General features: G+C 42.9%; 26 protein-coding genes. 17 read left to right on the top strand and 9 right to left on the bottom strand.

Going from position 1 to position 26,417, the window contains the following annotated elements; translation table 11 throughout:
* The first annotated feature begins 15 nt into the window (after window positions 1–15).
* A complete protein-coding gene (locus tag J7J00_RS20380; protein WP_214794105.1) occupies window positions 16–1,035 on the top strand; it encodes a MoeB/ThiF family adenylyltransferase in 1,020 nt (339 codons plus the stop codon).
* A gap of 77 nt (window positions 1,036–1,112) precedes the next feature.
* Here J7J00_RS20380 and J7J00_RS20375 read toward each other — a convergent pair whose 3' ends face one another.
* Together J7J00_RS20375 and J7J00_RS20370 are read right to left on the bottom strand one after the other, a co-directional pair.
* Entirely contained in the window at window positions 1,113–1,460 is a 348-nt protein-coding gene (locus tag J7J00_RS20375) for a YflT domain-containing protein (protein ID WP_063234200.1), read from the bottom strand.
* A gap of 136 nt (window positions 1,461–1,596) precedes the next feature.
* Window positions 1,597–3,030: a phospholipase D family protein gene (locus J7J00_RS20370; RefSeq protein ID WP_214794102.1), complete on the bottom strand. Its 1,434-nt coding sequence runs from the start codon at window positions 3,028–3,030 to the stop codon at window positions 1,597–1,599.
* A gap of 152 nt (window positions 3,031–3,182) precedes the next feature.
* Here J7J00_RS20370 and J7J00_RS20365 point away from each other — a divergent pair, with 152 nt between their 5' ends.
* The 3 genes from J7J00_RS20365 to J7J00_RS20355 all read left to right on the top strand — a co-directional run bounded on the left by J7J00_RS20365 (window position 3,183) and on the right by J7J00_RS20355 (window position 4,783).
* Complete coding sequence (locus tag J7J00_RS20365; RefSeq protein WP_214794099.1) at window positions 3,183–3,863, top strand: uracil-DNA glycosylase; 681 nt, start codon at window positions 3,183–3,185, stop codon at window positions 3,861–3,863.
* A 192-nt stretch (window positions 3,864–4,055) separates the two neighbouring features.
* Window positions 4,056–4,391, top strand: a complete 336-nt coding sequence (locus J7J00_RS20360; RefSeq protein ID WP_063234197.1) for a YwdI family protein — start codon at window positions 4,056–4,058, stop codon at window positions 4,389–4,391.
* Window positions 4,392–4,414: 23 nt separating this feature from the next.
* Window positions 4,415–4,783, top strand: coding sequence for a DUF423 domain-containing protein (locus J7J00_RS20355; RefSeq protein WP_076368389.1), 369 nt, complete (start codon window positions 4,415–4,417; stop codon window positions 4,781–4,783).
* Between the two features lie 75 nt (window positions 4,784–4,858).
* Here the strand turns inward: J7J00_RS20355 and gerQ are convergent, their stop codons facing one another.
* Together gerQ and hemQ are read right to left on the bottom strand one after the other, a co-directional pair.
* Complete coding sequence (gene gerQ, locus J7J00_RS20350) at window positions 4,859–5,359, bottom strand: spore coat protein GerQ (protein ID WP_214794096.1); 501 nt, start codon at window positions 5,357–5,359, stop codon at window positions 4,859–4,861.
* Between the two features lie 413 nt (window positions 5,360–5,772).
* A complete protein-coding gene (hemQ, locus tag J7J00_RS20345; RefSeq protein WP_063234194.1) occupies window positions 5,773–6,522 on the bottom strand; it encodes a hydrogen peroxide-dependent heme synthase in 750 nt (249 codons plus the stop codon).
* Window positions 6,523–6,781: 259 nt separating this feature from the next.
* Between hemQ and pta the strand changes: the two genes are divergently transcribed.
* On the top strand, window positions 6,782–7,768 hold the full coding sequence (pta, locus tag J7J00_RS20340; protein WP_214794093.1) for a phosphate acetyltransferase: 987 nt from the start codon (window positions 6,782–6,784) through the stop codon (window positions 7,766–7,768).
* Window positions 7,769–7,802: 34 nt separating this feature from the next.
* Complete coding sequence (lipL, locus tag J7J00_RS20335) at window positions 7,803–8,651, top strand: octanoyl-[GcvH]:protein N-octanoyltransferase (protein ID WP_214794090.1); 849 nt, start codon at window positions 7,803–7,805, stop codon at window positions 8,649–8,651.
* Between the two features lie 226 nt (window positions 8,652–8,877).
* Here lipL and J7J00_RS20330 read toward each other — a convergent pair whose 3' ends face one another.
* Window positions 8,878–9,624, bottom strand: coding sequence for an RsfA family transcriptional regulator (locus tag J7J00_RS20330; RefSeq protein ID WP_214794087.1), 747 nt, complete (start codon window positions 9,622–9,624; stop codon window positions 8,878–8,880).
* 291 nt (window positions 9,625–9,915) lie between these two features.
* On the opposite strand from J7J00_RS20330, the gene J7J00_RS20325 reads away from it, so the two are divergent.
* The 3 genes from J7J00_RS20325 (at window position 9,916) to J7J00_RS20315 (ending at window position 12,223) form a co-directional block, all read left to right on the top strand.
* Window positions 9,916–10,137, top strand: coding sequence for a YuzB family protein (locus J7J00_RS20325; RefSeq protein ID WP_048683566.1), 222 nt, complete (start codon window positions 9,916–9,918; stop codon window positions 10,135–10,137).
* Between the two features lie 236 nt (window positions 10,138–10,373).
* Window positions 10,374–11,681, top strand: coding sequence for an HD domain-containing protein (locus J7J00_RS20320; protein ID WP_096339124.1), 1,308 nt, complete (start codon window positions 10,374–10,376; stop codon window positions 11,679–11,681).
* A gap of 32 nt (window positions 11,682–11,713) precedes the next feature.
* On the top strand, window positions 11,714–12,223 hold the full coding sequence (locus J7J00_RS20315) for a YwgA family protein (RefSeq protein ID WP_034315899.1): 510 nt from the start codon (window positions 11,714–11,716) through the stop codon (window positions 12,221–12,223).
* A 29-nt stretch (window positions 12,224–12,252) separates the two neighbouring features.
* Here the strand turns inward: J7J00_RS20315 and J7J00_RS20310 are convergent, their stop codons facing one another.
* A complete protein-coding gene (locus tag J7J00_RS20310; protein ID WP_034315897.1) occupies window positions 12,253–12,438 on the bottom strand; it encodes a 2-hydroxymuconate tautomerase in 186 nt (61 codons plus the stop codon).
* Window positions 12,439–12,577: 139 nt separating this feature from the next.
* Here J7J00_RS20310 and J7J00_RS20305 point away from each other — a divergent pair, with 139 nt between their 5' ends.
* Complete coding sequence (locus J7J00_RS20305) at window positions 12,578–13,252, top strand: site-2 protease family protein (RefSeq protein WP_286201494.1); 675 nt, start codon at window positions 12,578–12,580, stop codon at window positions 13,250–13,252.
* A gap of 41 nt (window positions 13,253–13,293) precedes the next feature.
* Window positions 13,294–13,803, top strand: coding sequence for a YwhD family protein (locus J7J00_RS20300; protein ID WP_063589657.1), 510 nt, complete (start codon window positions 13,294–13,296; stop codon window positions 13,801–13,803).
* Window positions 13,804–13,953: 150 nt separating this feature from the next.
* Here the strand turns inward: J7J00_RS20300 and J7J00_RS20295 are convergent, their stop codons facing one another.
* The gene (locus J7J00_RS20295) at window positions 13,954–16,023 is read right to left on the bottom strand and encodes a transglycosylase domain-containing protein (protein ID WP_214794084.1); all 2,070 of its coding nucleotides are present in this window, start codon (window positions 16,021–16,023) and stop codon (window positions 13,954–13,956) included.
* Between the two features lie 207 nt (window positions 16,024–16,230).
* On the opposite strand from J7J00_RS20295, the gene speE reads away from it, so the two are divergent.
* The 4 genes from speE to argS all read left to right on the top strand — a co-directional run bounded on the left by speE (window position 16,231) and on the right by argS (window position 20,339).
* Window positions 16,231–17,058 (top strand): spermidine synthase, encoded by an 828-nt coding sequence (gene speE, locus J7J00_RS20290; RefSeq protein ID WP_214794081.1) that lies wholly within the window; start codon window positions 16,231–16,233, stop codon window positions 17,056–17,058.
* Between the two features lie 14 nt (window positions 17,059–17,072).
* Window positions 17,073–17,951: an agmatinase gene (gene speB, locus J7J00_RS20285; protein WP_034315888.1), complete on the top strand. Its 879-nt coding sequence runs from the start codon at window positions 17,073–17,075 to the stop codon at window positions 17,949–17,951.
* 273 nt (window positions 17,952–18,224) lie between these two features.
* Window positions 18,225–18,665 (top strand): YwiB family protein, encoded by a 441-nt coding sequence (locus J7J00_RS20280; protein ID WP_214794078.1) that lies wholly within the window; start codon window positions 18,225–18,227, stop codon window positions 18,663–18,665.
* Window positions 18,666–18,668: 3 nt separating this feature from the next.
* Window positions 18,669–20,339, top strand: a complete 1,671-nt coding sequence (gene argS, locus J7J00_RS20275; RefSeq protein ID WP_214794075.1) for an arginine--tRNA ligase — start codon at window positions 18,669–18,671, stop codon at window positions 20,337–20,339.
* A 49-nt stretch (window positions 20,340–20,388) separates the two neighbouring features.
* Here argS and uvsE read toward each other — a convergent pair whose 3' ends face one another.
* Both uvsE and cls read right to left on the bottom strand, forming a co-directional pair.
* Entirely contained in the window at window positions 20,389–21,342 is a 954-nt protein-coding gene (uvsE, locus tag J7J00_RS20270; protein ID WP_214794071.1) for a UV DNA damage repair endonuclease UvsE, read from the bottom strand.
* Between the two features lie 28 nt (window positions 21,343–21,370).
* Window positions 21,371–22,573, bottom strand: coding sequence for a cardiolipin synthase (gene cls / locus J7J00_RS20265; RefSeq protein WP_286201493.1), 1,203 nt, complete (start codon window positions 22,571–22,573; stop codon window positions 21,371–21,373).
* 292 nt (window positions 22,574–22,865) lie between these two features.
* Here cls and J7J00_RS20260 point away from each other — a divergent pair, with 292 nt between their 5' ends.
* Both J7J00_RS20260 and J7J00_RS20255 read left to right on the top strand, forming a co-directional pair.
* The gene (locus J7J00_RS20260) at window positions 22,866–24,995 is read left to right on the top strand and encodes a (Fe-S)-binding protein (RefSeq protein WP_214794180.1); all 2,130 of its coding nucleotides are present in this window, start codon (window positions 22,866–22,868) and stop codon (window positions 24,993–24,995) included.
* Window positions 24,996–25,196: 201 nt separating this feature from the next.
* Complete coding sequence (locus tag J7J00_RS20255) at window positions 25,197–26,387, top strand: acetyl-CoA C-acetyltransferase (protein ID WP_214794068.1); 1,191 nt, start codon at window positions 25,197–25,199, stop codon at window positions 26,385–26,387.
* The last annotated feature ends 30 nt before the right edge of the window (window positions 26,388–26,417 follow it).

Genomic DNA, 26,417 nt, shown 5'->3' with positions numbered 1-26,417 from the left:
AAGGGAGGGTTCACGGTGAAAGAGCGATATTCAAGGCAGACTTTATTCGCCCCCATTGGTGAAGGGGGCCAATTGAAAATTATGAAGAAGCATGTCTTGCTTCTTGGTGCAGGGGCTTTGGGATCTGCTAATGCCGAGGCCCTTACTCGGGCAGGAGTAGGGAAGCTTACCATTGTCGATAGGGATTATGTCGAGACCAGTAATTTGCAGCGCCAACAATTGTATACGGAACGGGATGTCGAGGAGAAACTGCCAAAAGCAGAAGCGGCAAAGCGTCATTTATTTGATATCAATCATGAAGTTGAAATGAATGCCATCATCATGGACGCAAATGCCCAGAACCTCGAACAGCTGCTTGGTGATGTTGATTTGATATTGGATGCAACCGATAACTTTGAGACACGGATGATCATTAATGATTTATCACAAAAGCTTCATATACCGTGGATTTATGGGGCATGTGTGGGGAGTGTTGGCATGACTTTGACGATCCTTCCCGGACAGACTCCATGTTTGCACTGTTTGCTTAAAGCAATCCCCATTCAAGGAATGACCTGTGACACGGGAGGAATCATATCACCGGCTGTAACGATGGTAGTGGCGCACCAAACTGCCGAAGCTTTGAAAATCCTTGTTGAAGATTGGGAATCGGTACGGCCTGCACTTGTTTCTTTTGATCTGTGGAGAAATCAATACCAAACCGTAAAATTGACAAAAGCGAAAAAGAAAGATTGTCTCTCGTGCGGAGAGCAGAGGACATACCCCTTTTTAACACTGGAAAATGCAACGAAAACGGCAGTTCTTTGCGGGAGGGATACTGTACAGGTAAGACCGCCAAAACCTTTGGAACTGCAACTCGAGAAACTAGCCAAAGATCTGGACGGCAGCGGCTATTTGGTGAAATTCAATCCATTTCTTCTCTCTTGTGAAAAAGCTGGGGAGCGTATCGTCATTTTCAAGGATGGCCGGGCGCTGATTCACGGTACTAAGGACATGGTCCATGCAAAGGCCACGTACCAAAGAATCCTGGGATAATGAATATAAAAAACGAGGCTGCCGGTTAAGGAGCCTCGCTTTTTTATGAATCCATATAGGTTAATGGTTATCGGGTATTAGTGTGTAACCCCGTCTTTATTATCTTGTTTGGAAGCAACGATGACCACTTTGCCTTCGTCAAGCACTTCCTCGTAACGTTCTGCCTCCATATCACTAAGGCCAAGGTTGCTCATTCGGTTACGAAGTTCATCTCCGCGTGATTTAAAGAGATTTCCGACAGAATCAAGGAAACCTTGTTCCTTCATGCCTACACCTTCTGTATTTGTATTCTCGGTAAGGTGTTTTGAACGGGTTTTATCATGGGCAAACAAATATACATCATCTTTCGTATAACCTGATGTAACTAATTCATCGATTTTTTCCTTTGCTTGTAAACCGTTTTCTACTACATGTACTTGATACATATAAACTCCTCCTTGAATTTTAGTGAGATTCTCTTGAATATAGGTAAATGGAATCTTGCTTATTACAGTTGCTGTTTGGCTATAGTAGTATATAACCTCATTTGGGCACTGATAAACATTTATATAGAAGAAAATTTTAGTAAGTGGTGAAGCGGAACACCTTCTGAATGCGGTAGGTCAAGTATTTAAAGACAGGCAGTTTCTTCTGGTATTCACTGTAATCCACCGTGTATGTTCCATTTTGATTTGTCCAGAGTCTTTGAAAATAGCTATCGACGTCCTTGGAAACGTCCGCATCATTTGGAGCATGGATTTCAACATTCACTTCAAGATTATAATCATCTAGATTGCGTGACGTATAATTAGCCGATCCTCCAAGGATAACCGTTTCATCAGCCCTTTGGATCATCATCAACTTTGTATGGAACTGTTCTTTTTCTGTTTTGTACCAGCGGATCGAGATATTTTCATCCCCCAGTTTTTCGAATTCGGCGGCAACCGGAAGATTGGGAAGCCCGATTTTTTCACTTCCGAAAGCGTTTTGATTCGGATCCAATATCATTTGAATCTTCACACCCCGTTTAGCTGCATCCGTTAATGCCTCGACAACCTCGCGATCGGCAATGTAGAACATGGCAAGATGGATGTTGTCACCCTTTTTTGCATCCTTAATTGCCTTAAGGACATGTTTATTGATTTTTCCTTCCGTTAGCAGTTGTACTGATATCGGTCCTTTATCTGCTGATGTCCCTTTGAACTCAGGAAATGACTTCGGTCCTCCCGAGAATTTCGAAGCGGCTTCTTCGGCTTTAACAAAATCTCCGATGATATTCCCATCCATCTGGAACGCAATGTTGGAATGGAATCCACTTGCGTCATGAGGATTGGCAGATGAGATGATGGCCGTTTTTTCAGTAGCGACCACTTTTCTGTGATTGGCTTTGATATTCATCAGTCTAAGATAGGAACGCAATGTGACCTTTGGTGCGCTTTTAGCCATTGGATTCACAATCCAGCCTTTCCCGCTTTCACCAAACCATTGGAAAAAGGTCCGATATACACCTGAATAGAGAGGATTCGGATCCCGGAGGCGGTCTAAGTTGGTAACAATGACATCAATGCCATTTTTCTTCATCGTTTCCAATGCCTCTAGCTGGTAGGCGTTATAGGAAGTATTCACTTCATCAGTAATGAAAATAACCTGGAGGCCAGGCTTCTTTTTCTTCTGTTCAACCAGATTATCCTTCAGAGTCTCGGTTAGCTTCGGGAAGTTTATCTTTTCATCATAAAAAGCATTAAACAAAAACATGTCGATTACGATATAAGAATCAGCCTCTTCTATGGCTTGATTTATGGTTCGGAAGATTCGCTGCTCATGTTGCAGATCCCCTTGTTCATCGTGATAGGAAAGGTCATAAATGAAATCGATATCCTCGACATGATGAACCTTTCCTTCATAGGAAATGCCATCGGGGAGAGGCTTGTAGCTGTTATAGACGATTACGAGTGCAATGACGATCAAAATGCTGACAAGCAGATAAAATCGTTTTCTTTTGTACCATTTTTTCATAGGGAATCCTCCAACATGGTTAAATTGCTTGCTAACTTTCTATTTTCCCACTTTTGGGGTATATAGAAACATAAATCGTAATCTATGGAAAAAGGCAAGGCGATGAAGTTTGATATAATATAGTTTCGAAAAGTGGAGAGGGGCTGTGGCAGATGGCAAAGCAGTTATTAACAAATGATTGGTGGCCTCTATTGAAAGAGGAATTCAAAAAAGAATATTACCAGGAGCTAAGGGAATTCATTAAGCAAGAGTACAGTCAGCAAGTCATTCATCCTGTTCAGGACGATATTTTCAATGCACTTCACTATACTCCGTATGAAGACGTAAAGGTTGTCATCCTTGGACAGGACCCTTACCATGGCCCTGGTCAAGCGCATGGCCTTAGTTTTTCAGTTAAGCCGGAGGTTCGCATCCCACCTTCTTTAAGAAATATTTTTAAAGAGTTACACACCGATCTAGGCTTTGAGGTTCCGAATAATGGTTACCTAGTCGAATGGGCAAAACAGGGAGTGCTTCTATTGAATACCGTCTTGACTGTTCGTGAGGGAGTGGCCCACTCACACCGCGGAAAAGGATGGGAAATCTTTACGAATCAAGTTATTCGCCTATTGAATGACCGTCCGCAACCTGTTGTATTCGTCCTGTGGGGGAAACCTGCACAAACCAAAAGCTCTTTGATTGATGAGACCCGTCATAAAATCATTAAGTCCGTACATCCGAGTCCGTTGTCGGCTTCCCGTGGTTTCTTTGGCACCAAACCTTTTTCCACAACAAATCAATGGCTGATGGAAATGGGTGAATCCCCAATTGATTGGAAAATCTCGAACCGATGATATGGGCAAGAAAACGAAAAGGGTGAATTGTATGGCGTGCCGTCATTTCTATATAACTTGGGATCCCAGTTTTCCAAAGGGCTGCCGTGCTTTTCAATTTAAAACATCAAATCAGCCTTCTCTTGATGTCTTTCATTCTTCAGGACAGCCATGCTTGAAATTTCAGGCCAAGCCAATTAAGAGGTAGGAAATATGCAAGGTGTTTTCTTCTCTGATTTTTGCTATGCTAGTTATGATAGTTTTGACCTGTATATAGACGAGGTGGTAAAGTTGGATATTTCATCAAGACAAATGTTGGATAAAATCGAAGAGCTTGTTTTAAAAGCGAAACAGGCAAATTCAGAGGATAAGGTGCAGGGGTATGTAATCGCCATTAAGTCCCTTTGTGAAGTAATGGTGGATGAAAAGGCAGCGAACATCAGCATACCGAAGCCAATCACATTGACCCAGCCCGTTATGTCGGCTACACCGAATGTAGAACCGGTTAAAATGGATGAGGCCAATGGGGAGTCCTTGTTCGATTTTTAAATTAGGGAAGGGGAGCGAAATAATTGAAACTGTTCATCATTTTAGGTGCATTGAATGGGTTTATTGCTGTGGCACTAGGTGCATTCGGTGCACACGGACTGGAAGGGAAAATTCCTGATAAATATTTAGAAACCTGGCAAACCGCTGTTCAATATCAAATGTTCCATGCGGTGGGTTTATTGGTAATCGGTTTATTGGCTGGGAAGATTTCAAGTCCGCTGATCAACTGGTCAGGCTGGCTTATGCTAATAGGAATTATCCTGTTTTCCGGAAGCCTATTCGTTCTAAGCGTTACGCAAATCAAAGTCCTTGGTGCCATCACACCGCTTGGCGGGGTTTCATTCTTGGTTGCTTGGGTCTTAATGATCATTGCTGCATATAAATACTTGTAATGAAAAAAGTCATTCCAATATAAGAAGAGCCTCAAAATCAAATAGATTCTGAGGCTCTTCTTTATTTGATTTTCTTTACCTTGGCGAATAGGTGGCAAGCCCAGCGCCTCCAAATGGATACTCATATTCGATTTCTTCATCAAACGTTATATAATCTAAGTATACCATCGGGATTAAGTATCGTTTTCCCGTTTGAGGGTCGCTTATGATTAAGTGATCGCGTCCTGCAGCCTCAATGATTCCTTTGAAGATCTTGGCATTCCATTCCTTGTTGTTTTCAAACGTTGTATAAACTGTGGCTAATTTCCCTTTATTCAAACGCAAGATGTTCTCGATGTATGACGCTTCGACCGGAAGCATGCCAGGTATCTGTGGTCCGGAAGTGGCTGGACTCACCTGCATCGGCATTTGTTGTGGCGTGCCTGCCATAGTGGGCTGTTGTGGCTGGTATGATGGCTGTTGGTATCCTTGCTGCGGGTTGGGATTCTGCTGCCTTAGTTCAGGCTCATTATTCTCATAGGGGTAATAGGGGCTTCCCCCGTACGGGTAGTTACCATAAGGATTATTTTGTGACATTGCATTCCCTCCTAAATTCAAGGTTTAGTTGATGCTGTGGAATTTGGACAATCCAAGAGTATGGACTGGGAGAAACTGTGCGATTTATAGCGACCGGTAGTATTGTATATGTTTTCTGGACAATCCCCGGGTGGCTTAAAAAACCACAATGAAAGTTAAGCGATACATAACGGCTGCCGTTCATGATATAAACCATATCCTCTTGCCGGCCAATGAATAGAAGTAACGTTCCTTCACCTCGCTGGAGTCAGGAATTGCCTTGATCAATTTCCTGAAGCTGAATGGGACTGTGAAAAAATAAATTCATCACTATTGAAAATGTATGGGATGTGGATTGGATTTATTCCATAGCCGGGGAAAAATAAAAAAGAAGGGACGCAAAAAAAGCTTCCGGAAACCGGAAGCCCATCGTCTTATACGTATAGGAATGAAGGTACGTTTTCTTCCGGCAGGATATTGCCTACAAAGAAAGAACCAAATGCAGCGTAACGTGCACTCACTTCATCAAAACGCATTTCATAGATTAATTTTTTAAATTGAAGGACATCATCTGCGAATAGTGTAACGCCCCATTCATAATCGTCAAAACCGACAGAACCCGAAATGATTTGTTTCACTTTACCGGCATAACTGCGGCCAATCAAGCCGTGGGAACGCATTAAGCCTTTGCGCTCTTCCATGGAAAGCATATACCAATTATCATCGCCATCACGACGCTTGTCCATTGGATAGAAGCACACATGCTTCGCTTTTGGAAGTATCGGATAAAGTCTTGAACGGACATGAGGGTTCTGGTAAGGGTCCTCACCATCTCCTCCAGCTAAGTAATTGCTTAATTCCACGACGGAAACGTATGAATAAGCGGGAACTGTATATTCCGCAAGCTTCGTTTTGTTGAATTCGTTTTCAATTGCATTCAATTCCTCCATGGTTGGGCGGGCAAACATAAGCATGAAGTCCGCTTTCTGACCAACGATGGAATATAGGGCATGGCTGCCTTCATTGTCGCTTTGTGTCATATTCCATTTATCCAGTAAACCTTGGAATTCTGAGATGGCCAATTGGCGTTCGTCACTTGATAACGTTTTCCAAGAAGCCCAGTCGATTAGACGGAAATCATGTAAACAATACCAGCCGTCCAGTGTTTGTGCTGCTTCACTCATTACGATCACTCCTAAGTCTTATTATAACTTTAATATAACATAGTTTCAGTATAAGGAAATTTATATCAACCCGCAAACACCATCACTGTTTTTCGGTGTTCAAACAATTTTCAAATTTGTGGATTGGCAGGGGACCAAAGTGGCTGGAAATTACCTGGCTGCTAGAGTATTCTTAAAAGAAGACGACTATGGATTTTCACCGGATGGTTAAATATAGAAGGAAACAGGGAAAACGTATCTAAAAAAGGAGGAAGAGCCAATGGGTGATTTATTTGAAATATTGGAAGCGAAAGTTATGGGGCATAATTTAAAGATCGTTTTTCCGGAAGGGCTGGATGAACGGATTTTGGGAGCGGCAGCAAGGCTTGCCAAAGCTAAACTGGTGACACCGGTATTGATCGGGGATATCGGGTCGATTCAAGAGAAGGCAAAAGATATGAAAATCTCCCTTGATGCAATCGAAATATATGATCCGAAGAATTATATCATGATGGACGAAATGGTTGAAGCGTTCGTGAAGGTCCGTGAGGGTAAAGCGACCGAGGTACAAGCACGTGAAATCTTAATGGATGAAAACTACTTTGGAACCATGCTCGTCCATATGAAACTGGCACATGGAATGGTGAGTGGTGCAACGCATTCGACTGCCGATACGGTTCGTCCCGCCTTAAGGATCATAAAAACAAAGCCAGGCGTCCAAAAAACATCGGGAGTATTTATCATGGTCCGGGAAGAAGAAAAATATGTGTTCGCGGATTGTGCGATCAATATAAACCCCAATTCCCAAGACCTGGCTGAAATTGCTATAGAAAGTGCGAAGACTGCATTAATGTTCGATATCGAACCGCGTGTGGCAATGCTGAGCTTTTCGACGAAGGGGTCGGCAACATCCCCCGAAACCTTAAAAGTGGTTGATGCTGTCGATTTGGCAAAAGAAATGGTCCCTGAAGTCATTCTTGATGGGGAATTTCAGTTTGACGCGGCTTTTGTTCCTTCGGTAGCAAGAAAAAAAGCGCCGGATTCCCTTCTTCAGGGGGATGCGAATGTTTTTATTTTCCCAAGTCTTGAAGCAGGGAACATTAGCTATAAGATGGTACAGCGCTTGGGTGGCTTCGAAGCGGTTGGTCCGATCCTACAGGGGCTGAACCGTCCGGTGAATGACCTTTCGAGGGGATGCAGTGAAGAGGGTGTATATAAACTGGCTGTCATTACAGCGGCACAGGGATTTGTGGCGCAGTATCAATAGCCAGCTTGAGGATTAAATGTAGAGGGAGATTCGTATGAGTGAAACAGATTCATTATTAATGCAGCAAGAGTGGAGGATTATTGATCAATCTTCCGTTGGACCTCAGTTTCCAGCTCTGGAGTCCTTTGCGATGGATGATACATTTTGTGCTTCCGTAGGGGCAGGTAAATCAGCGGCCGTAGCCAGAGCGTGGGTACATCATCGAACCATCGTCATGGGTATACAGGATACGAAGTTGCCTTTTCTTAAAAAGGGTTTGGATCATTTAGAAGAACATGGTTTTCAGGCCATCGTGAGGAATTCCGGAGGGCTGGCAGTCGTGCTGGATGAGGGTGTCCTTAATTTGTCGCTCATTTTTCCTGAAAACGAGCAGAAAATTGAAATCAATCGTGGATATGATGCGATGTGGGAGCTTGTCCAATTGATGTTTGCCGATTTCCCGGTCACGATGGAGGCAAGGGAAATCGTCGGTTCCTATTGTCCTGGAAGTTATGATTTAAGTATAAATGGGCAAAAGTTTGCCGGTATATCCCAACGCAGAATTCGCAATGGCGTAGCGGTGCAAATCTATTTGTGTGTCAATGGAAGCGGGGCTGAACGTGCCAGTCTCGTGAAGGGTTTTTATGATGCAGCTAAAGGAAATGAAGAAACCAAATTCGCTTATCCCGATATCGTCCCTTCGGTAATGGCGTCCCTAACGGAATTGTTGGGCGTGCAATTGAGTGTTCAGGACGTTATGCTCAGATTCCTGCATGTATTGAAGGAACATAGCGAAAGGATATTTTCTGACACTCTTTCCGTTCAGGAATGGCCGATGTATGAGGCATACTTGACAAGAGTGGTGGAACGCAATGATAAAGTATTCGATGCATTAAAGGATTGATATGAAAGAAGCCGTTCCCGGAATTCAGGAATGGCTTTTTTCATTAAATACGACTTTAGCATTCACTGAAACTGTAAAAGGCCTGTATGATAGGCGGAGATATTATTGATTCTTTCTTGAAACAATGAAAAAAGAGCCTTGTCGGCTCCCTTTTTTAAGATAAACATGGGTGAAACGGCCTTTGGCATGTGGTTGATCTATTATAACCGAACCCCACATTATCTTATTACTCGGCCATTTTTTCCAAATTGCCATTCCGGTCCATCTTGAACTTCGTTGCCGGACGTTCCTCTTCCTCTAACAGGACCAGCTTTCTTGCTCGATTCATGATATTCATCAAAGTTTCATAATCTTCCTGCATCAAGCCGCTGTTTTGTTCCAGGTGGCTGATTTTATTCTCCAAATCTTCATTTCGCTTTTTCAGCCCTTTAATTTCAAGCTTCAATCTTTCATTTTCGGTTTTTAATACTTCAGCTTGAAGCATGCGGCCGTTCATAGATTCCAAATAAGCGATGACGGCATCAAGGCTCATGGCCGTTTCCAAAGTCACTGGTGTTTGCTGTGTCATAGGAGCGAGGGCTTCAGCCACAACGAATTCCTCTGCTGCTTCATAATTGGTAGTATCGACTTCGGATTTCAACTCTAGTTCCTCTTCTTGTACTTGGGGAACCATTATGTCGGAAATCGTTGGGGACGGCGGTGTATAAAGAAGCCGTTTTTTCCCTCCTTGATCTTTTCCAAGGATCCTTTGCCGCTGCTTACGCTGTTTCTTGGCAAGGGAAAGCGCTTTATCATAATTATGGCGGACAACTGCATTCCAGCGGAATCCGCATGCTGCAGAGGTGCGATTCAACTTATCTCCTACCTCTTCAAAAGCATTAAGCTGAGTGCTGCCTTCCCGCACATGGCGCAATACCGTTTCTGCCAAAAGCAAATCATCTTCTTCTGTCCAGGCGTCTTGACGAACCTTCATTTCTACATACTCCCTTTCTGGTAACTTTTAAAATAAATAACTATATAAAATATCGTGTGGCAGTGATTTATGGAGTGTTCTACTAGCATTTTGGACAAATTCTGGATTTTTTATACAAAAAGGTTAAAAGGATACTAGTTTTTTGATTAATTACATCCTTTTACAGCAGCTGCCCTTTCCTTTTCACATGATCAAGCCCTCTTGATATTCATAAGTAGAAGCGGTAAAATACCCTTTAGTCATATAAATGGATGAAAAATAGTTTGTCATGGAAAGGATGGTGACCGGAGGATGTCCAATGAATTTAGAGTGTGCGATGACTGCTTGGCGGTAAACATTAAAACATTGATCCCGCGTCTTGAAAAGCTTGATCCCGACGCGAAAATTGAAGTGGGCTGTCAATCCTATTGCGGTCCTGGCAGAAAGAAGTCTTTTGCCTTTGTCAATAACCGTCCAGTTGCTGCACCGACAGAAGACGAGTTACTAGATAAAATCAATAAAAAACTAAAGTAGGATCCATGATATATAGGTAGAGTGGATTGTTAGCTTATGATAAATGGAACAAGTAATCATCACCCAGATTCAACACACTGCGGTGATTTTTTATTTTCTTATTTTCAAGACAAAATCAGACTGAAACTTCCGTTTTCTTACAAAAGGACCCCTCTTACTAGCAAGGTGGATGTTAGGGTTTTTTGTCAAAACGCGCTATAATGAATGCATCGAGATTATGAAAAAGAGGGTAGTTCATGGGATATTCCGGCGAAAAATTACAAGAAGAAAAAGTATTCAAGGACCCGGTGCACCGATATATACATGTTCGTGACCGGGTTATATGGGATTTAATAGGGACGAAGGAATTCCAGCGTCTTAGAAGGATCAAACAGCTGGGGACGACTTATTTGACCTTTCATGGTGCGGAACATAGCCGGCTTAGCCATTCGCTTGGAGTATATGAGATTGTCCGGAGAATCGTGGATGATGTTTTCGAGGGCAGACCGGAATGGAAACCTGAGGAACGGTTACTATCCTTGTGCGCAGCACTGCTGCATGATTTGGGTCATGGTCCTTTCTCTCATTCTTTTGAAAAAGTGTTTGACCTGGATCATGAGCAATTCACGCGGCAAATAATCCTCGGCGATACGGAAGTGAATAAGATCCTCCTTAGAGTTGGACGTGATTTTCCTAAAAAAGTGGCAGAAGTCATAGCGAAAACCTATAAAGGCAAATTAGTAGTCAGCCTGATTTCAAGTCAGATCGATGCTGATAGAATGGATTATTTACAGCGTGATGCTTACTTCACTGGCGTTAGTTATGGACATTTCGATATGGAAAGGCTTTTGCGTGTAATGAGGCCAAGGGAAGAGCATGCCGTCATAAAGCAAAGCGGGATGCATGCGGTTGAGGATTATATCATGAGTCGCTACCAAATGTACTGGCAGGTTTATTTCCATCCAGTTACGAGAAGTGCGGAGGTCATACTTACCAAGATTCTGCATAGGGCGAAACATTTATATGAATCCGGTTATGAGTTTGCTCAAGAACCGCACCATTTTTATTCATTGTTCAAGGGAGAAGTGACTTTAACGGACTACTTGAAAATGGATGAAGCGGTGATGCTCTATTATTTCGAAGCATGGGAAGAGGAGAACGATGCGATTTTAAAAGATTTATGCACTCGCTTCGTTAACCGTAAACTATTTAAATATGTTGAATTCCATCCATCGAACAGTCAAATGAACAGGTTGATGGAATTAAGGACGCTATTCAAGAAGGCAGGCATCGATCCGGATTATTATCTTGTCGTCGATTCTTCATCAGATCTGCCGTATGATTTTTACCGTCCAGGTGAGGAAGAGGAGAGACTGCCGATTCACTTGCTGAAAAATAATGGCGAAATTCGTGAATTATCGCGTGAATCCGAAATTGTCGATGCAATTTCAGGGAAAAGAAGAACGGATCATAAGTTGTATTATCCAGCGGATTTATTGCGTGATGAATCTACGAAGAAAAATATAAAAAAACAGATTCGTAAGCTTTTAGAGCTATCGGATTAAAGTGGTACATTTTTGGTGAGGAGTGACGAGCCTTGTTTAAGGATCATGCAAACATTATCAATGCAATTTCTACTGCAGGTGAAATCTCGGGTCGGAAAAAATTACAAAAAATCGTTTATATCGCAAAAAAGCTGTCCTTCCCATTTCATGAAAAGTTCCAGTTTCACTTTTACGGACCGTATTCGGAGGAGTTGACCTTACGGATTGAGGAGCTCTGCGAGATGGGTTACTTGAATGAAGTGAGGGAAAAAAAAGCAGGCTATTATCAATATTGTTATTCGATAACGGATGCCGGCCAGGATTTCCTATCCATACAGGAAGTGGAGATGCCGGCACTCGAGGCATGCCTACAGGATATGAACGAACAGAATGCCCGGTTTTTGGAGCTGGTTTCAACGGTATTATACTTCGACACGCTTGAAAAAGAGGAAGTCACCGAGAAAATTTTCACGCTGAAAAGCAAACAAAAATATACGCTTGAAGAAATTGATGAGGCATATGAATATATTGAGCAGTTAAAAACAAAAGCTAAGCCGAATTGATGGCTTAGCTTTTCCCCATTATGTAAATCTTATAAATCGCTTTTACGGACACCTGCTACTGCTAAATGATTTTTTGACATTTCTTCAATGAAAATCGTCACGGCTTCAGCTGGTGCGCCAGTTGTTTCCGTAACGGCTGCAGTCACCTTTTCGACTAAAGCTTTTTTTTGTTCGTCTGTACGGCCTTCAAGCATTTTGACTGTTACATATGGCATCTCTTTTCCCCCCTTCCTCTCTTATCTTGTAGTGTTTCACAATGGAAAAAGAATTGCAAGACACGGAAGTCAGAGTTTTTTCACTTCTTGGACTTTTGATGTATACTAACGGTAATAAACAATGGGGGAGAAGCTATCGATGGAATTCTTTGATCAAATAGGACGGTTTTTGGCTTATCCTTTGGAAAAGCTTCCATATGTCATTGTGTCACTGTTAATCGCATTTACGGTTCATGAATTTTCCCATGCTTATGTGGCCTATAAGTTCGGTGACCCGACTGCAAAGAATGAAGGAAGAGTCACATTGAATCCGATTTCTCATTTGGATCCGATCGGAACATTGCTGATATTAATAGCCGGATTTGGTTGGGCTAGACCTGTACCGGTTAATCGTTTTCATTTCAAGAATCCAAAGTTGGCAGGAGTGCTCGTCTCTTTTGCCGGTCCGTTCAGTAATTTGATTGTTGCAATTTTGGGTTTTTTAATTTTTTACGGATTGCTTGCAGCAGGCGTTGGACCTGATTTACCGTTTTTCGTCGAGCCCTTCTTAACTATACTCATAAATTTAAATGTCCTTTTATTTGTATTTAATCTGATACCGCTGCCGCCGCTTGATGGTTATAGGATCGTACAGGATCTTGTTTCAGCGGACTTGCGGGCAAAAATGACCCAGTATGAACAATATGGCTCCCTGATTTTTTTGATTTTGATCATCACACCGCTGAGCGATTATACAATCAGACCGATTATGGATACCGGTATTAAATTTGTAGGAGGCATCCTGAGTCAATTTTTTTCACTTTTGTTTTTTTAACCAATAATAAGGAATGACAAACGATAAAGGGGGATACAAACATGGAAGAACAACCAAAGAAAAAGGTAGGCTTCAATATTATAAAAAACGACCCTACAGAAGGTCATGGCGGATATGGAGCAGGGGTTTTAACGCTCGATAATATTTCGCCGGTCATCATCGATGTGGATGCAGGTGAAGCAGAGGTCGATATCGGCGCGATGCATGCAAGAAGTGCAGTGGAAAAAGGGATCAAGTTTTTAAAGACTAAAGAGGAAGTCCCGAATGCCAAACCTTACTGGCTTGTTTGGGTGACCATTGAGGCCACTCAAAACGGTCCGCACTATGCAGGTGTGACAGCATGTGAAATGATGGTCGACAGGTCAATTAGACGCGGTTACAAATCGCTTCCGGAGCATGTCAACCGGATGGATAAATCGCTGAAACGAAAAATCATTGTCGAGGACATGGACGATAAATCAAAGCGCGTGCTTGCAGACTTCCTGAAAAACCATGATGCAGGAATGTGGGAGCGTTCTTCAGATCAGCTGAAGGAATCATTGACGGTTTGAATCTTGTTTAATGGATGAAATGTTAAGTTTAGTGAAAAATGCACTTGTAGGAAAGCGATAAAATCAGTAAACTTAAAGACAGCAGTTTAGTCACTGTGGAACTAGGACAGAAAAACCCCCGAAGCCGCTGCCGGCTTCGGGGGTTTTTCGTTATCCCCAAGGTTTTAAGACTTTTTTGTACCACGGGGCCTTTTTATGTTCTTCTTCTTTTGGGGCATGTTTCGGATTCTCACCCTTAAAGTGCTCGGCACAGTATTCGACAGGCTCGGTTCCTTTAACATAATAAGTCAATCTTGAGACAGGACAATCCTTTGTAGCCAATTTTCCGCTTACGGGATTCACGTTTACCCCGATCACGTTTTTGGTTTCCTTAAACGATTTTGCCGGTTTCCCTTCTAGACCCTTTTCCATATAAGAAGCCCAGATTTTCTTTGCATAGCCTTTTTCAGCAGGGATCTCGATCTTTTTGCCTTGATCATATCCAGTCCATACTCCTGCTACAAGCTCCGGTGTGTAACCGATCATCCAGCTATCCGTCGGGGTGGAGCCTGATTTGCCGGCATATGGGCGGGTCAGCTGGGAACTGATGGTGCTGCCGGTCACTTTCGTATAGCCATTTAAGGTTTCATCGAAAACACCTGTAAGCATCTGGGTCATGACAAATGCCTTGTCCTCATCCAGAATCTGTTCCGGTTTCTCATTTTCATCAAAAATCACTTCACCTTTTTGATTTTCAACCTTTTTGATAAATACGGGTTTAACCTTCTTGCCGCCGTTAGCCAGAATGCTATATGCGTTCACCATTTCAATCGCCCTTACACCTGACGTACCGAGTGCCAGGGAAGGAACCGCATCCATCTTTGCCGTGATTCCGAAACGATGCGCCGTATCGACCAATGTCTGTTCCCCAAGGAACAAGTGCGTTTTTACGGCGAAGATATTATCGGAAAGAGCAATGGCCTGGGCCATCGTGATTTCGCCTTCCGCATATTGATGGTTGTAATTATGCGGTGTGTAAGATGAGTGACCATCATCGAAAGAAAATGTAGTTGTCTCGCTCTTTAAGGTGGTGGACGGTGTGAAACCGTTCTCCAGCGCTGAATAGTATAGCAATGGCTTCATGGTTGAACCAGGCTGGCGAACGGCCTGTGTAGCCCGATTGAATGGTGACTCGGAATAATCTTTACCGCCGACGAGAGCACGGACCTCTCCGGTATCCGGATCCATTGCCACGATCGAGGCTTGAATGCCTGAAGACTTGGGTATGGTATTGGAAAGAACCTCTTCGGCAACATCCTGCTGGGTTTCGTCCAGTGTGGTATAGACCCTAAGCCCGCCGAGCTCGATCGTCCGGTCATCCAAATGAAGCTGAGACTTTAAAGCTTGTTTGACGGCATCTTGGAAATAGGGAGCGGTCTTATTGGTGACCGTTCCGTGCTCGCCCTTTAATGTAAGGGATGTTCGCAACGCTTCCGCGATATTTTTTCCTGAAATGTAGTTTTTGTTTTTCATGGCTTGCAGGACAACTTTCTGCCTTGATTTCGCTTTTTCAAAGTTATCCAATGGTGAATAGTTTGACGGCCCTTTTGGTATTCCGGCCAGCATGCTCGCTTCAGGAAGAGTCAAATCCTTGGCATCCTTGCCAAAGTAATATTGACTTGCAGCTTGGGCCCCATATGCGCCGTGGCCATAGTAAATCGTATTTAAATAGCCTTCTAGAATTTCCTTTTTGGAGTAGTTCATTTCTAAACGTATCGTATAAAAGGCCTCATTAAACTTACGCGACCACGTTTTGTCATGCCCAAGAAACAGATTCCTGGCATACTGCTGGGTAATGGTGCTTGCACCCTGGACTTTGGACATTGCCTTAATATCAGCAAGGATGGCACCGCCGATCCGCTTTATATCAAATCCGTTATGAGTGTAAAACTGACGGTCCTCAACGGCGACAGTCGCTTTGATGAGCTGTGGTGAAATCGACTCCATTCCGGCCCAATAACGTTTCTGGCCATTATCTGTTTCACCGATCACATTTCCATCATCACTATAATAGAGAGTGGACTGCGGCACGACCAATGGGGGAGGACCTAATATTTTTGCATAAATCAGTAAAGAGAGAAGCAATACAAAGAGTATCATGAGCCCGATTGTGGCAAGGATGATGAAGGCCCGTACATATTTAGTTGTCCTTTTAAATCGTTCGCTTGGAATCAATTCCATTGCTTTCACCTCTCTTATCAGGTAAGAATCTAGTATCTATTACTATTATGGAAAAAAAAGAAAATTTTAAACGTAAGAACTGCATTTATGAAATTTATCTTGCAATTCTGCTAGATTCGTCTATAATTTTTCTAGCTAATGACTATACCGATTTTGGGGAACCTATAAGGTGACTGACAATATGAAATGGAAAAGGAGCGTTAATAAATGAGCATTTGGTTTACTGAAAAACAAACAGAGAATTTTGGTATTACGATGAAAGTGAATCGTACTTTACATACGGAGCAAACTGAGTTTCAAAAGCTTGATATGATTGAAACGGAAGAGTGGGGCAATATGCTATTGCTTGATGACATGGTAATGACTTCACAGCGTGATGAGTTCGTTTACCATGAAATGGTAGCCCATGTTCCTTTATTTACCCATCCTAATCCAGAGAACGTTTTGGTTGTAGGTGGAGGGGACGGAGGAGTTATCCGTGAAATCCTAAAACACCCAAGTGTAAAAAAAGCTACATTGGTGGATATCGATGGGAAAGTTATCGAATACTCAAAGAAATTCCTGCCTGAAATTGCAGGCATGCTTGAAGATCCGCGTGTAGACGTACAAGTTGGGGATGGCTTCATGCACATCGCCAAAAGTGAAAATGAATATGATGTGATTATGGTTGACTCGACTGAACCTGTCGGACCTGCTGTCAATTTATTCACAAAAGGTTTTTATGCCGGGATTTCCAAAGCTTTGAAAGAAGATGGAATTTTTGTGGCACAATCCGACAACCCTTGGTTTAAAGCGGACTTAATTCGCGATGTACAACGTGATGTGAAAGAAATATTCCCAATCACAAGCCTATATTTAGCGAATATCCCGACGTATCCAAGCGGCCTTTGGGCGTTCACGATCGGGTCGAAAAAATATAATCCATTAGAAGTGGCTGAAGACCGTTTCCATGAAATAGAAACGAAATATTATACAAAAGAACTTCATAAAGCAGCTTTCGTTCTGCCTAAATTCGTTCAAGATTTAGTGAAGTAAGGGAGGCATGGACCATGAAATTCGATGAAGCCTATTCAGGCAATGTATTCATTAAAAGCCACCCTGTTTTTGAGGAATCAGAAGCTGTACTATACGGCATGCCGATGGACTGGACGGTAAGTTTCCGTCCGGGTTCTCGATTCGGCCCTACCCGGATTCGTGAAGTTTCGATTGGTTTGGAAGAATACAGTCCATATTTAGATCGTGAATTAGAGGAAGTTAAATTCTTTGATGCCGGGGATATTCCATTACCATTCGGCAACCCGCAGCGCAGTATCGATATGATTGAAAAATTTGTCGACAGCTTGTTGGATGCAGGTAAGTTCCCAATGGGTATGGGAGGGGAACATCTTGTCACATGGCCAGTCATTAAAGCCATGTTCAAAAAGTATCCCGATATGGCCATCATCCATATGGATGCCCATACAGATTTACGTGAGGATTATGAGGGAGAGCCGCTTTCCCATGCGTCCATCATCCGTAAATCCGCAGAACTTATCGGCCCGAAAAATGTATACTCTTTCGGCATTCGTTCCGGTTTGAAGGAAGAATTCCAATGGGCAAAAGAAAATGGCATGCACATCTCTAAATTTGAAGTTCTTGAACCTCTGAAAGAAGTACTGCCGCAGTTAGCTGGTCGTCCTGTGTATGTGACGATTGACATCGATGTTCTTGATCCTGCGCACGCGCCTGGGACAGGCACCGTAGATTGTGGAGGCATCACTTCAAAAGAGCTTTTGGCTTCGATTCATGAGATAGCACGGTCTGAGATTAATGTAGTCGGCTGCGATTTAGTAGAAGTGGCACCGATTTATGATCCATCCGAGCAAACTGCGAACACGGCTAGCAAGCTGATTCGCGAAATGATTCTAGGTTGGGTTCAAAAAGGTTAATGATGGAAGACTTGACTGTTCCCGTTTTTAGCGGGAATGGTCTTTTTTTATCCATTCAGGAAAAGAATTTTACATCTGAAGGACCCTTTTTGGATAATTCCGCCCCAATGAGTCATTATTGCGTTAAAATCAAATGAATTGCAACAACGTGATTTCGACAGTTTATCCTCACACTTTTGAATTTACACGTTATTTTCCGCTCCAAGTTGAAACTTCCTTGAAGAATATTTATACTTATAAAGTTAAGAACGACATGATGAAGGAAGTGTAGCTTTGACTCTTCATGATATAGATAAGCATGCTATTAAAGTGACTTTACAGACAAAAATCATGCACGGCTCAGAAACGGAGACGTATGAGCTGGTGACATTTGGTACAAAAATGTATAAAGGTACAGATTTATATTTGCAATATAAAGAGGAAAATGAAGCCGGTCAAACACAAACGACCATTAAGCACAAACCGGATGAAACGATCCTGCTTAGAAATGGCGCCATTAAAATGAGGCAGCTTTTCCGCCTGCAGGAAGCGACAAATGGACATTATGAAAGTATATATGGCAGGTTAGGATTACGGACGACCGCGAAGAAGATACATCATCAATGGGATGAACAGACCAAACAAGGGAAACTTGTCCTTAAATATACGTTACATATGCAGGGAAGCGAACCCGGTCAATATGAGATGACGATTTCCTACAAGGAGGAAGCATAGCGCATGAATATAGTAAAAGAGGTACAGGAAAAACTGAAAGAAGAGATTAAAGCGGCAGTCGTTAAAGCTGGTTTAGCAACGGAAGAGCAGATTCCAAATGTTGTATTGGAACTGCCAAGAGATAAGACACACGGAGACTATTCCACGAATATGGCCATGCAATTAACGAAGATTGCAAAGAAGGCGCCAAAGATGATAGCAGAGTCAATCATCGAAAACTTTGACAACTCAAAAGCATCCATCGAAAAAATCGAGATTGCAGGACCTGGTTTCATCAACTTCTACATGAATAATTCCTATTTGACAGAATTGATTCCTGTTATTTTGAAAGTGGATGAAGCATATGGGGAAAGTGACTTTGGTAAAGGCGAAAAAATCCAAGTGGAGTTCGTTTCCGCGAACCCGACCGGTGATCTTCACCTTGGTCATGCCCGTGGTGCAGCAGTGGGTGATACGTTATGTAATATCCTCTCTAAAGCAGGTTATGATGTTTCACGTGAATACTATATCAATGACGCAGGAAACCAAATTAATAATTTGGCCATTTCCATAGAAGCCCGCTATTTCCAGGCACTTGGCCTCGAAAAGGATATGCCGGAGGGCGGTTATCATGGCGAAGATATCATTGGCATCGGTAAGACACTTGCCAGTGAATATGGGGATAAATATGTAAATGCCGATGAAAAGGAACGTTTTGAATTCTTCCGTGAATACGGCTTGAAATATGAAATGGAAAAACTGAAAACGGACTTGGGTAATTTCCGTGTCGGATTCGATGTATGGTACTCCGAAACATCTCTATATCAAGACGGTAAAATAGATGAGGCACTCAAAGTGTTGAGGGACAGGGGCCATGTTTACGAGGAAGATGGGGCTACATGGTTCCGCTCTACGGAACTAGGCGATGATAAAGACCGGGTGCTTATTAAGCAGGATGGGTCTTACACATATCTGACACCGGATATTGCCTATCACCGTAATAAATTGGAGCGCGGCTTTGAAACGCTGATCAATATCTGGGGTGCAGACCACCACGGCTATATACCGCGTATGAAAGCAGCGATCGAAGCATTAGGGTACAAACGCGAGCAGCTTGAAGTGGAAATCATCCAGCTTGTTCACCTGTACAAGGATGGCGAGAAAATGAAGATGAGTAAGCGTACCGGTAAAGCAGTTACGATGCGTGACCTTGTTGATGAAGTAGGTCTGGATGCAACCCGTTATTTCTTTGCGATGAGAAGTGCGGATACTCACATGGATTTCGATTTGGATCTTGCGGTATCACAGTCCAATGAAAACCCGGTTTATTATGCACAGTATGCCCATGCCCGGATTTCTAGCATTTTACGTCAAGGTGTGGAACAAGGGATCAGCTATGAAGGTGTCACTGATTTCTCTGCCCTAGCTACTGAAAAAGAAGTGGAGCTTTTGAAGAAATTAGGAGAATTCCCGCAGGCAATAGCGGAAGCAGCCGAAAAACGGATGCCTCACCGCATGACGAATTATATATTTGACCTGGCTTCTACATTCCACAGTTTCTACAATGCAGATAAGGTTCTGGATGTTGAAAAGATGGAAAGAAGTAAGGCACGTTTAGGACTGGTCAAATCCGTCCAAATTACCTTAAAGAATGCATTAGCTATAATCGGGGTTTCGGCACCGGAAAAAATGTAATGGAAAAAGCGGCTGTTTCTAACGAAACAAGCCGCTTTTTTTAGGTTAATTAGCACTCGACGGCACCGCCGCTCACCCTTTTTACACCACGAACCTTAGCTATATCTTCAATCAGCTGCAACATTGCCCGATCCTTCATCTTGGCTTCGATCATGAAATCGACGTCCTGTCCAAGATTCTTAAGGACTTTAAAAAGGGGCATGATGAAGTCCAAATCGATATAATCTGCATGTGACCGAAATTCACCTGCCGATTTTGGGGATGAAATATGAATCTTTGGTACTGCTCCTGCTTGCCTCCAGGTGGTGAACACCTCGGTGAGCAGCTCGTTTAGCGGCTCATCTGAAAGGTTTGCGAGATGATGGTGGTAATCGAATACAAGAGGGATGCCTTCCCTCTTACATACGCTCAGGGTTTCAGATGCTGTATAGGTTTTATCATCATTCTCAAAAGTCATTCTTTCCTTGACATGCATAGGCAGCGATGTAAGGTTGTCATGAACCCTTATAAGGGCGGACTCTTTATCACCATAGGCCCCACCGACATGGATATTGATGAAAGAGGTGTCCGCAATGCCCATTGCATCAAGCATTTTATAATGGAACTCCATATCTTTTACGGCATTTTGTGTAATCCCGGGCTTAGGGCTGGTAAACAGCGTAAACTGATTGGGATGAAAGCTGATCCTCATCTTGTGTGCAGTGGCCCAATCGCCAAGCTGTTTCCACTCTTTTTTAAAAGGTGTAACGAAATCCCATTCTATTTCGGGATGTGTGGCTAAAGGAACAATGGAACTGGACATCCGGTATATTTCTATTTGGTGTGCCGTGTTATATTGAAGGACCCTTAAGGTATTTTCAATGTTCTGCCTTGTCACATCCAGGAGTTTTTCCATTCCCTTTTCCGTGCCAAGTGAGCTATATCGCTTGTAAGTAAGTGTCTTAGCCGGAGAAGCTTCCCATAAACAGGTGGCATTGGATACGAATCCAAATCTTATTTTCATTATATTTTTCTCCTTGAGCAACGGGATGTCAAAGAAAAGGAGAAAGGATTGCAGCCAGCGATTCTTTTGCTGAACGGACTACATTCATGTTGGAAATCTCGTCTCCGTTTAGCGGCTTGGATTCAGCTAGGTCCACTGCCAACTCCTTTTCTACATCTTCTATAAATGTCCGGTCAAATACGATGCAATTGATTTCACTATTTAAAAAACAACTGCGTTTATCAAAATTAGCCGTACCGATATCACACAATATATCATCAATCAGAATCACTTTAGAATGGTAGAACCCTTTTTGAAATTGCATGATTTCAGCCCCTTCTTTTATTAGTACCCGGAAATAGGGAAATGAAGCTTCCTTGACAAGGGCATGGTCTGAAATTTCAGGTACGATGATCGTAACGGTAACATTGCGTGCAAGTGCTTCCCTTAATTCTTGAAATAAAGTTCGACTGGGAATGAAATATGGAGTCCCGATAATGATTTTTTTAGTGGCTTGCCGAATTACGTGTGTAAGTGACTGTTCAAGATCACTGCCATTCGTGACAACAAATTGCTGTGCCTGCGTCCCGGGTGTCAATGTCGGGAAATAGGCAGGCGTTCCTCTATAATCCTCGTTTGTATCATAGAACCAATCCGAGAGGAAGACTTCCTGAAGGTCCTTTACACCTTCCCCGGTCATTTTTAAATGGTAATCTCTCCACGGGTTCAGCTTCTCCCCTTGGTTTATATACTCCTTACCGATATTAAAGCCGCCAAGATAGCCAATTTTTCCATCTATCACCGTAATCTTACGGTGATTTCTTTTTTGTATTGTATAGAAAAGGAAGGGGAGTTTCGGTTTAAAGCTGAAAGAAAAATGAACGCCGCTTTTAGTTAGTTCCTGAATGTTTTGGCGGGACATCTCTTTACTTCCTACCCAATCGGCTAAAAGCCGCACTTCCACGCCCTCTTCCGCTTTTGACTGCAGTAACTTCAAAAAGTCCTTGCTGAATTTATCATTTTTTACAATATAAAATAGGATATGGATGGAATCCTTAGCTTGCTTTACTTCCTTCATGTAATCATCAAACAGGATTTTCCCTGATGTGAATACAGTCATGTCGCTGTTCCGAGGCGGATATTTTATGTTGGTTGCGTGCTTCAAATAACGCTTATGCCCTACCTTAAGATCCACCCAGCACCAAGAGAAGATCAATAAAAATATGGAGGCAATCGTAGTGATTATCTTCAAAAAACCCCCCCCTAAATAATTATATTTAGTTTGGCTCTAATTCCCTGTTAGTAACCATTAAAAAGCGGGGAGAGGGTCCTCATTTTTTTAAAATGCAGAAGGGTAATACGAGAAATTGTCGAATTATAATAATTAAGATCCAGAAAAATTAAATAGTTTTAGAAAGAAAAAAGTTGACTGAATGCTCATTCATTATATAATGGAATTAATTAAATTTCAGAAAAATGCCAAATTTCCCAAAATGGTGCCTGGCATTTGCAATTTACTAAAGAGGGGGAAAGACTGCATGGAAATGAATGGTTTACTGTGGATCAACTTAGTTGCATTCCTGCTTGTAACCGCTTACGCCGCCGGTTTGTTTGTCTACTTGATAAAGACCCGTATAGCTTATATAAAACTGGGCAAAAAAGTGGAATTCGATAACCGTGTGAAAGATCGTCTTGTTAAAATAGGGGTTTATGTATTTGGACAGAAGAAGCTCTTTAAAGATAAAAAGAGCGGGATCATTCATGCCATGTTATTTTATGGTTTCATCTTAGTGCAATTTGGTGCACTTGACTTTTTCGTTAAAGGCTTAAGACCGGGGTGGCATTTACCGTTTGGCCCTGTTTATCCGGCCTTTACTTTCTTCCAGGAGATTGTGACGCTTACCGTTCTAGTTGCAATCTTATGGGCGGCATACCGCCGTTATGTCGAAAAGCTCGTTCGCTTGAAAAGGGGTTTCAAAGCAGGTTTGGTTGTCATCTTCATCACCGGTATCATGATCACCGTATTACTGGGGAATGGAATGGGAATGATCTGGCATGGACACGATGCAACTTGGTCAGAGCCAGTCGCATCAAGCATCGCTTTCCTATTCGGCTGGATGGGGACAACAGCGGCAACAGTCGTTTTTTATGTAGCTTGGTGGCTGCATTTACTGATCATATTATCTTTCCTTGTTTATATCCCGCAATCTAAGCATGCTCACTTGATTGCCGGTCCGATAAATGTATTCCTGAATCGACTGGATAATCCGGGGAAATTGAAACCGGTTGATTTGGAAGAAGAGGTTTTCGACAAAGAAGGCGATCAATATTACGGTGCCAAATATATCGAAGATTTGACGCAGTACCAAATGGTGGACCTCTATGCCTGTGTGGAGTGCGGGCGCTGTACGAATATGTGCCCGGCTACAGGTACCGGTAAAATGCTGTCACCGATGGATATCATAATCAAGATGCGTGACCATTTAACAAATACAGGCGCTGCCGTTACAACGAAGCAGCCATGGGTACCATCTTTTGTTTTTGGAAATACGAAGGGTAATAAGATAGCTTTGGCTGGTGCCGCGCAGGGGGCGCAGGAATCTGCTGCAGCAACCGAGGCTTACAGTCCAAGCCTTATTGGCGAAGTCATTACGGAAGAAGAGCTTTGGGCTTGTACCACATGCCGGAATTGTGAAGATCAATGCCCGGTAATGAATGAACATGTCGATAAAATCATCGATATGCGCCGTTATCTAGTGTTGACAGAGGGCAGACTTGATCCTGATGCGCAACGTGCCATGACGAATATTGAGCGTCAAGGAAACCCGTGGGGACTGAACCGTAAAGAGAGGGAAGATTGGCGAAGCCTTCGGGAAGATGTCAGCGTCCCTACCGTGAAGGAATTAAAAAAGGCAGACGAAGAATTCGAGTATTTATTCTGGGTAGGTTCAATGGGATCGTACGATAACCGCAGCCAGAAGATTGCCCTTTCCTTTGCTAAATTATTGAATGAAGCGGGCGTCAAATTTGCAATTCTCGGAAATAAGGAGAAAAACTCAGGGGATACTCCCCGTCGATTGGGTAATGAGTTTGTCTTTCAGGAGCTTGCAATGAAAAATATAGAAGAGTTCCAGAAGAATGAAATTAAGAAAATCGTGACGATCGATCCGCATGCATACAATATCTTTAAGAATGAGTATCCGGATTTTGGCTTGGAAGCGGAAGTGTATCACCATACTGAACTGTTAGCCAAACTTGTCAGTGAAGGCAGGTTGGTGCCTCAGTACCCGGTGAATGAGACGATTACATTTCACGATTCCTGTTACTTGGGAAGGTACAATGAAGTTTACAGCCCACCGCGTGAAATCTTGCAATCCATTGATGGTGTGAAACTTATTGAGATGGAGCGTAACCGAGAGAAGGGTATGTGCTGTGGAGCTGGAGGCGGTTTGATGTGGATGGAAGAGGAAACAGGAAACCGCATTAATGTGGCCCGTACCGAACAAGCGCTAGCCGTCAGTCCAACGGTGATCAGCTCAGGATGTCCTTATTGCCTGACCATGCTATCTGATGGGACGAAAGCAAAAGAAGTTGAGGAAAATGTTAAAACGTATGATGTAGCTGAACTACTAGAAAAAGCGGTCATTGGTGAAAATAAATCGATTGCCTCTTAATTTAAAATGGAATTGCCTGCTTCTTCTAAATGGGTTGGATCAAATGGAAGCAGGCAATATTTTCAAATATTTATAAACTAAATATTTTCATTTTTGAGAAAAATGTGTAATATAATATATTATTAAGCGCTTACAAAACTATTTTTTTAACTCCAAATTGAGCGAGCGTTCAATCAATGTTACTTATAGGGGGAAATAATGATGGCGAAAACAGTGATTATTAGCGGTGTGAGAACACCTTTTGGTAAATTTGGCGGTGGTCTTAGCAGTTTGACGGCATCACAACTTGGTGGAATAGCAATCAAAGAGGCACTTGTTCGGGCTGGGGTCGAAGGCAGCCAAGTAGACGAGGTTATCATGGGGAATGTACTTCAAGCAGGCCAAGGCCAAATACCGTCCCGTCAGGCAGCCCGTCATGCTGGATTGCCTTGGGAAGTGAAAACGGAAACCATTAATAAAGTATGCGCATCAGGACTTCGCAGCGTAACATTGGCTGATCAGATCATTCGCTTAGAAGAAGAAGAAATCATTGTTGCCGGTGGAATGGAATCGATGAGCAATGCGCCTTATATCCTTCCGAAAGCAAGGTGGGGACTAAGGATGGGTGATGGTGAACTGAAGGATACGATGATTTCGGATGGACTTAGCTGCAGTTTTACGGGCGTCCATATGGGGACTTACGGAAACAGTACTGCCGATGATCTTGAAATCACCCGTGAGGAACAAGATAGCTGGGCTTACGAGAGTCATCAAAAGGCGATAAAGGCAATCGATGGCGGTATTCTTGCAGAAGAAATCATTTCCGTACAGGTGCCGGTACGAAAAGGCGAACCAATTACCATCGAACATGATGAAGCTCCAAGAAAAGATACATCTGCCGGTAAGTTAGCTAAATTAGGTCCAGCCTTCAATAATGAGGGGACCATTACGGCAGGTAATGCACCAGGTGTCAATGATGGGGCAGGTGCACTCGTACTGATGAGTGAGGAACGTGCGGAAAAAGAAGGGAAAACGCCTTTTGCTTATATTTTAGCTCATGCAGAAGTGGCAGTGGAAGCAAAGGACTTCCCTAAAACGCCAGGTTTGGTCATAAATGAACTCCTGAAGAAGACAGGTAAATCGATAGAGGAAATTGATTTGTTTGAAGTGAACGAAGCATTTGCAGCGGTGGCACTGGCCAGTGGGAAAATTGCCAACATCGCGCCGGGAAAAGTGAATGTGAACGGAGGGGCTGTAGCATTAGGTCACCCAATCGGGGCGAGTGGTGCCCGCATCATCATTACGCTGATGCATGAACTGAAACGCCGCGGAGGGGGATTGGGCATCGCAGCGATCTGTAGTGGCGGCGGTCAGGGAGATGCCATTTTAATTGAAGTGCCTAAGCAAGGATAATAGTTTCATAGATAAATGAGGGGGGATTTT

This window comes from Bacillus sp. ISL-4 (assembly GCF_018613275.1).
Classification (GTDB): domain Bacteria; phylum Bacillota; class Bacilli; order Bacillales; family DSM-1321; genus Peribacillus; species Peribacillus simplex_E.
Note: the sequence above shows the minus strand (reverse complement) of the source record. Positions and strands in the feature narration are given on the sequence as shown.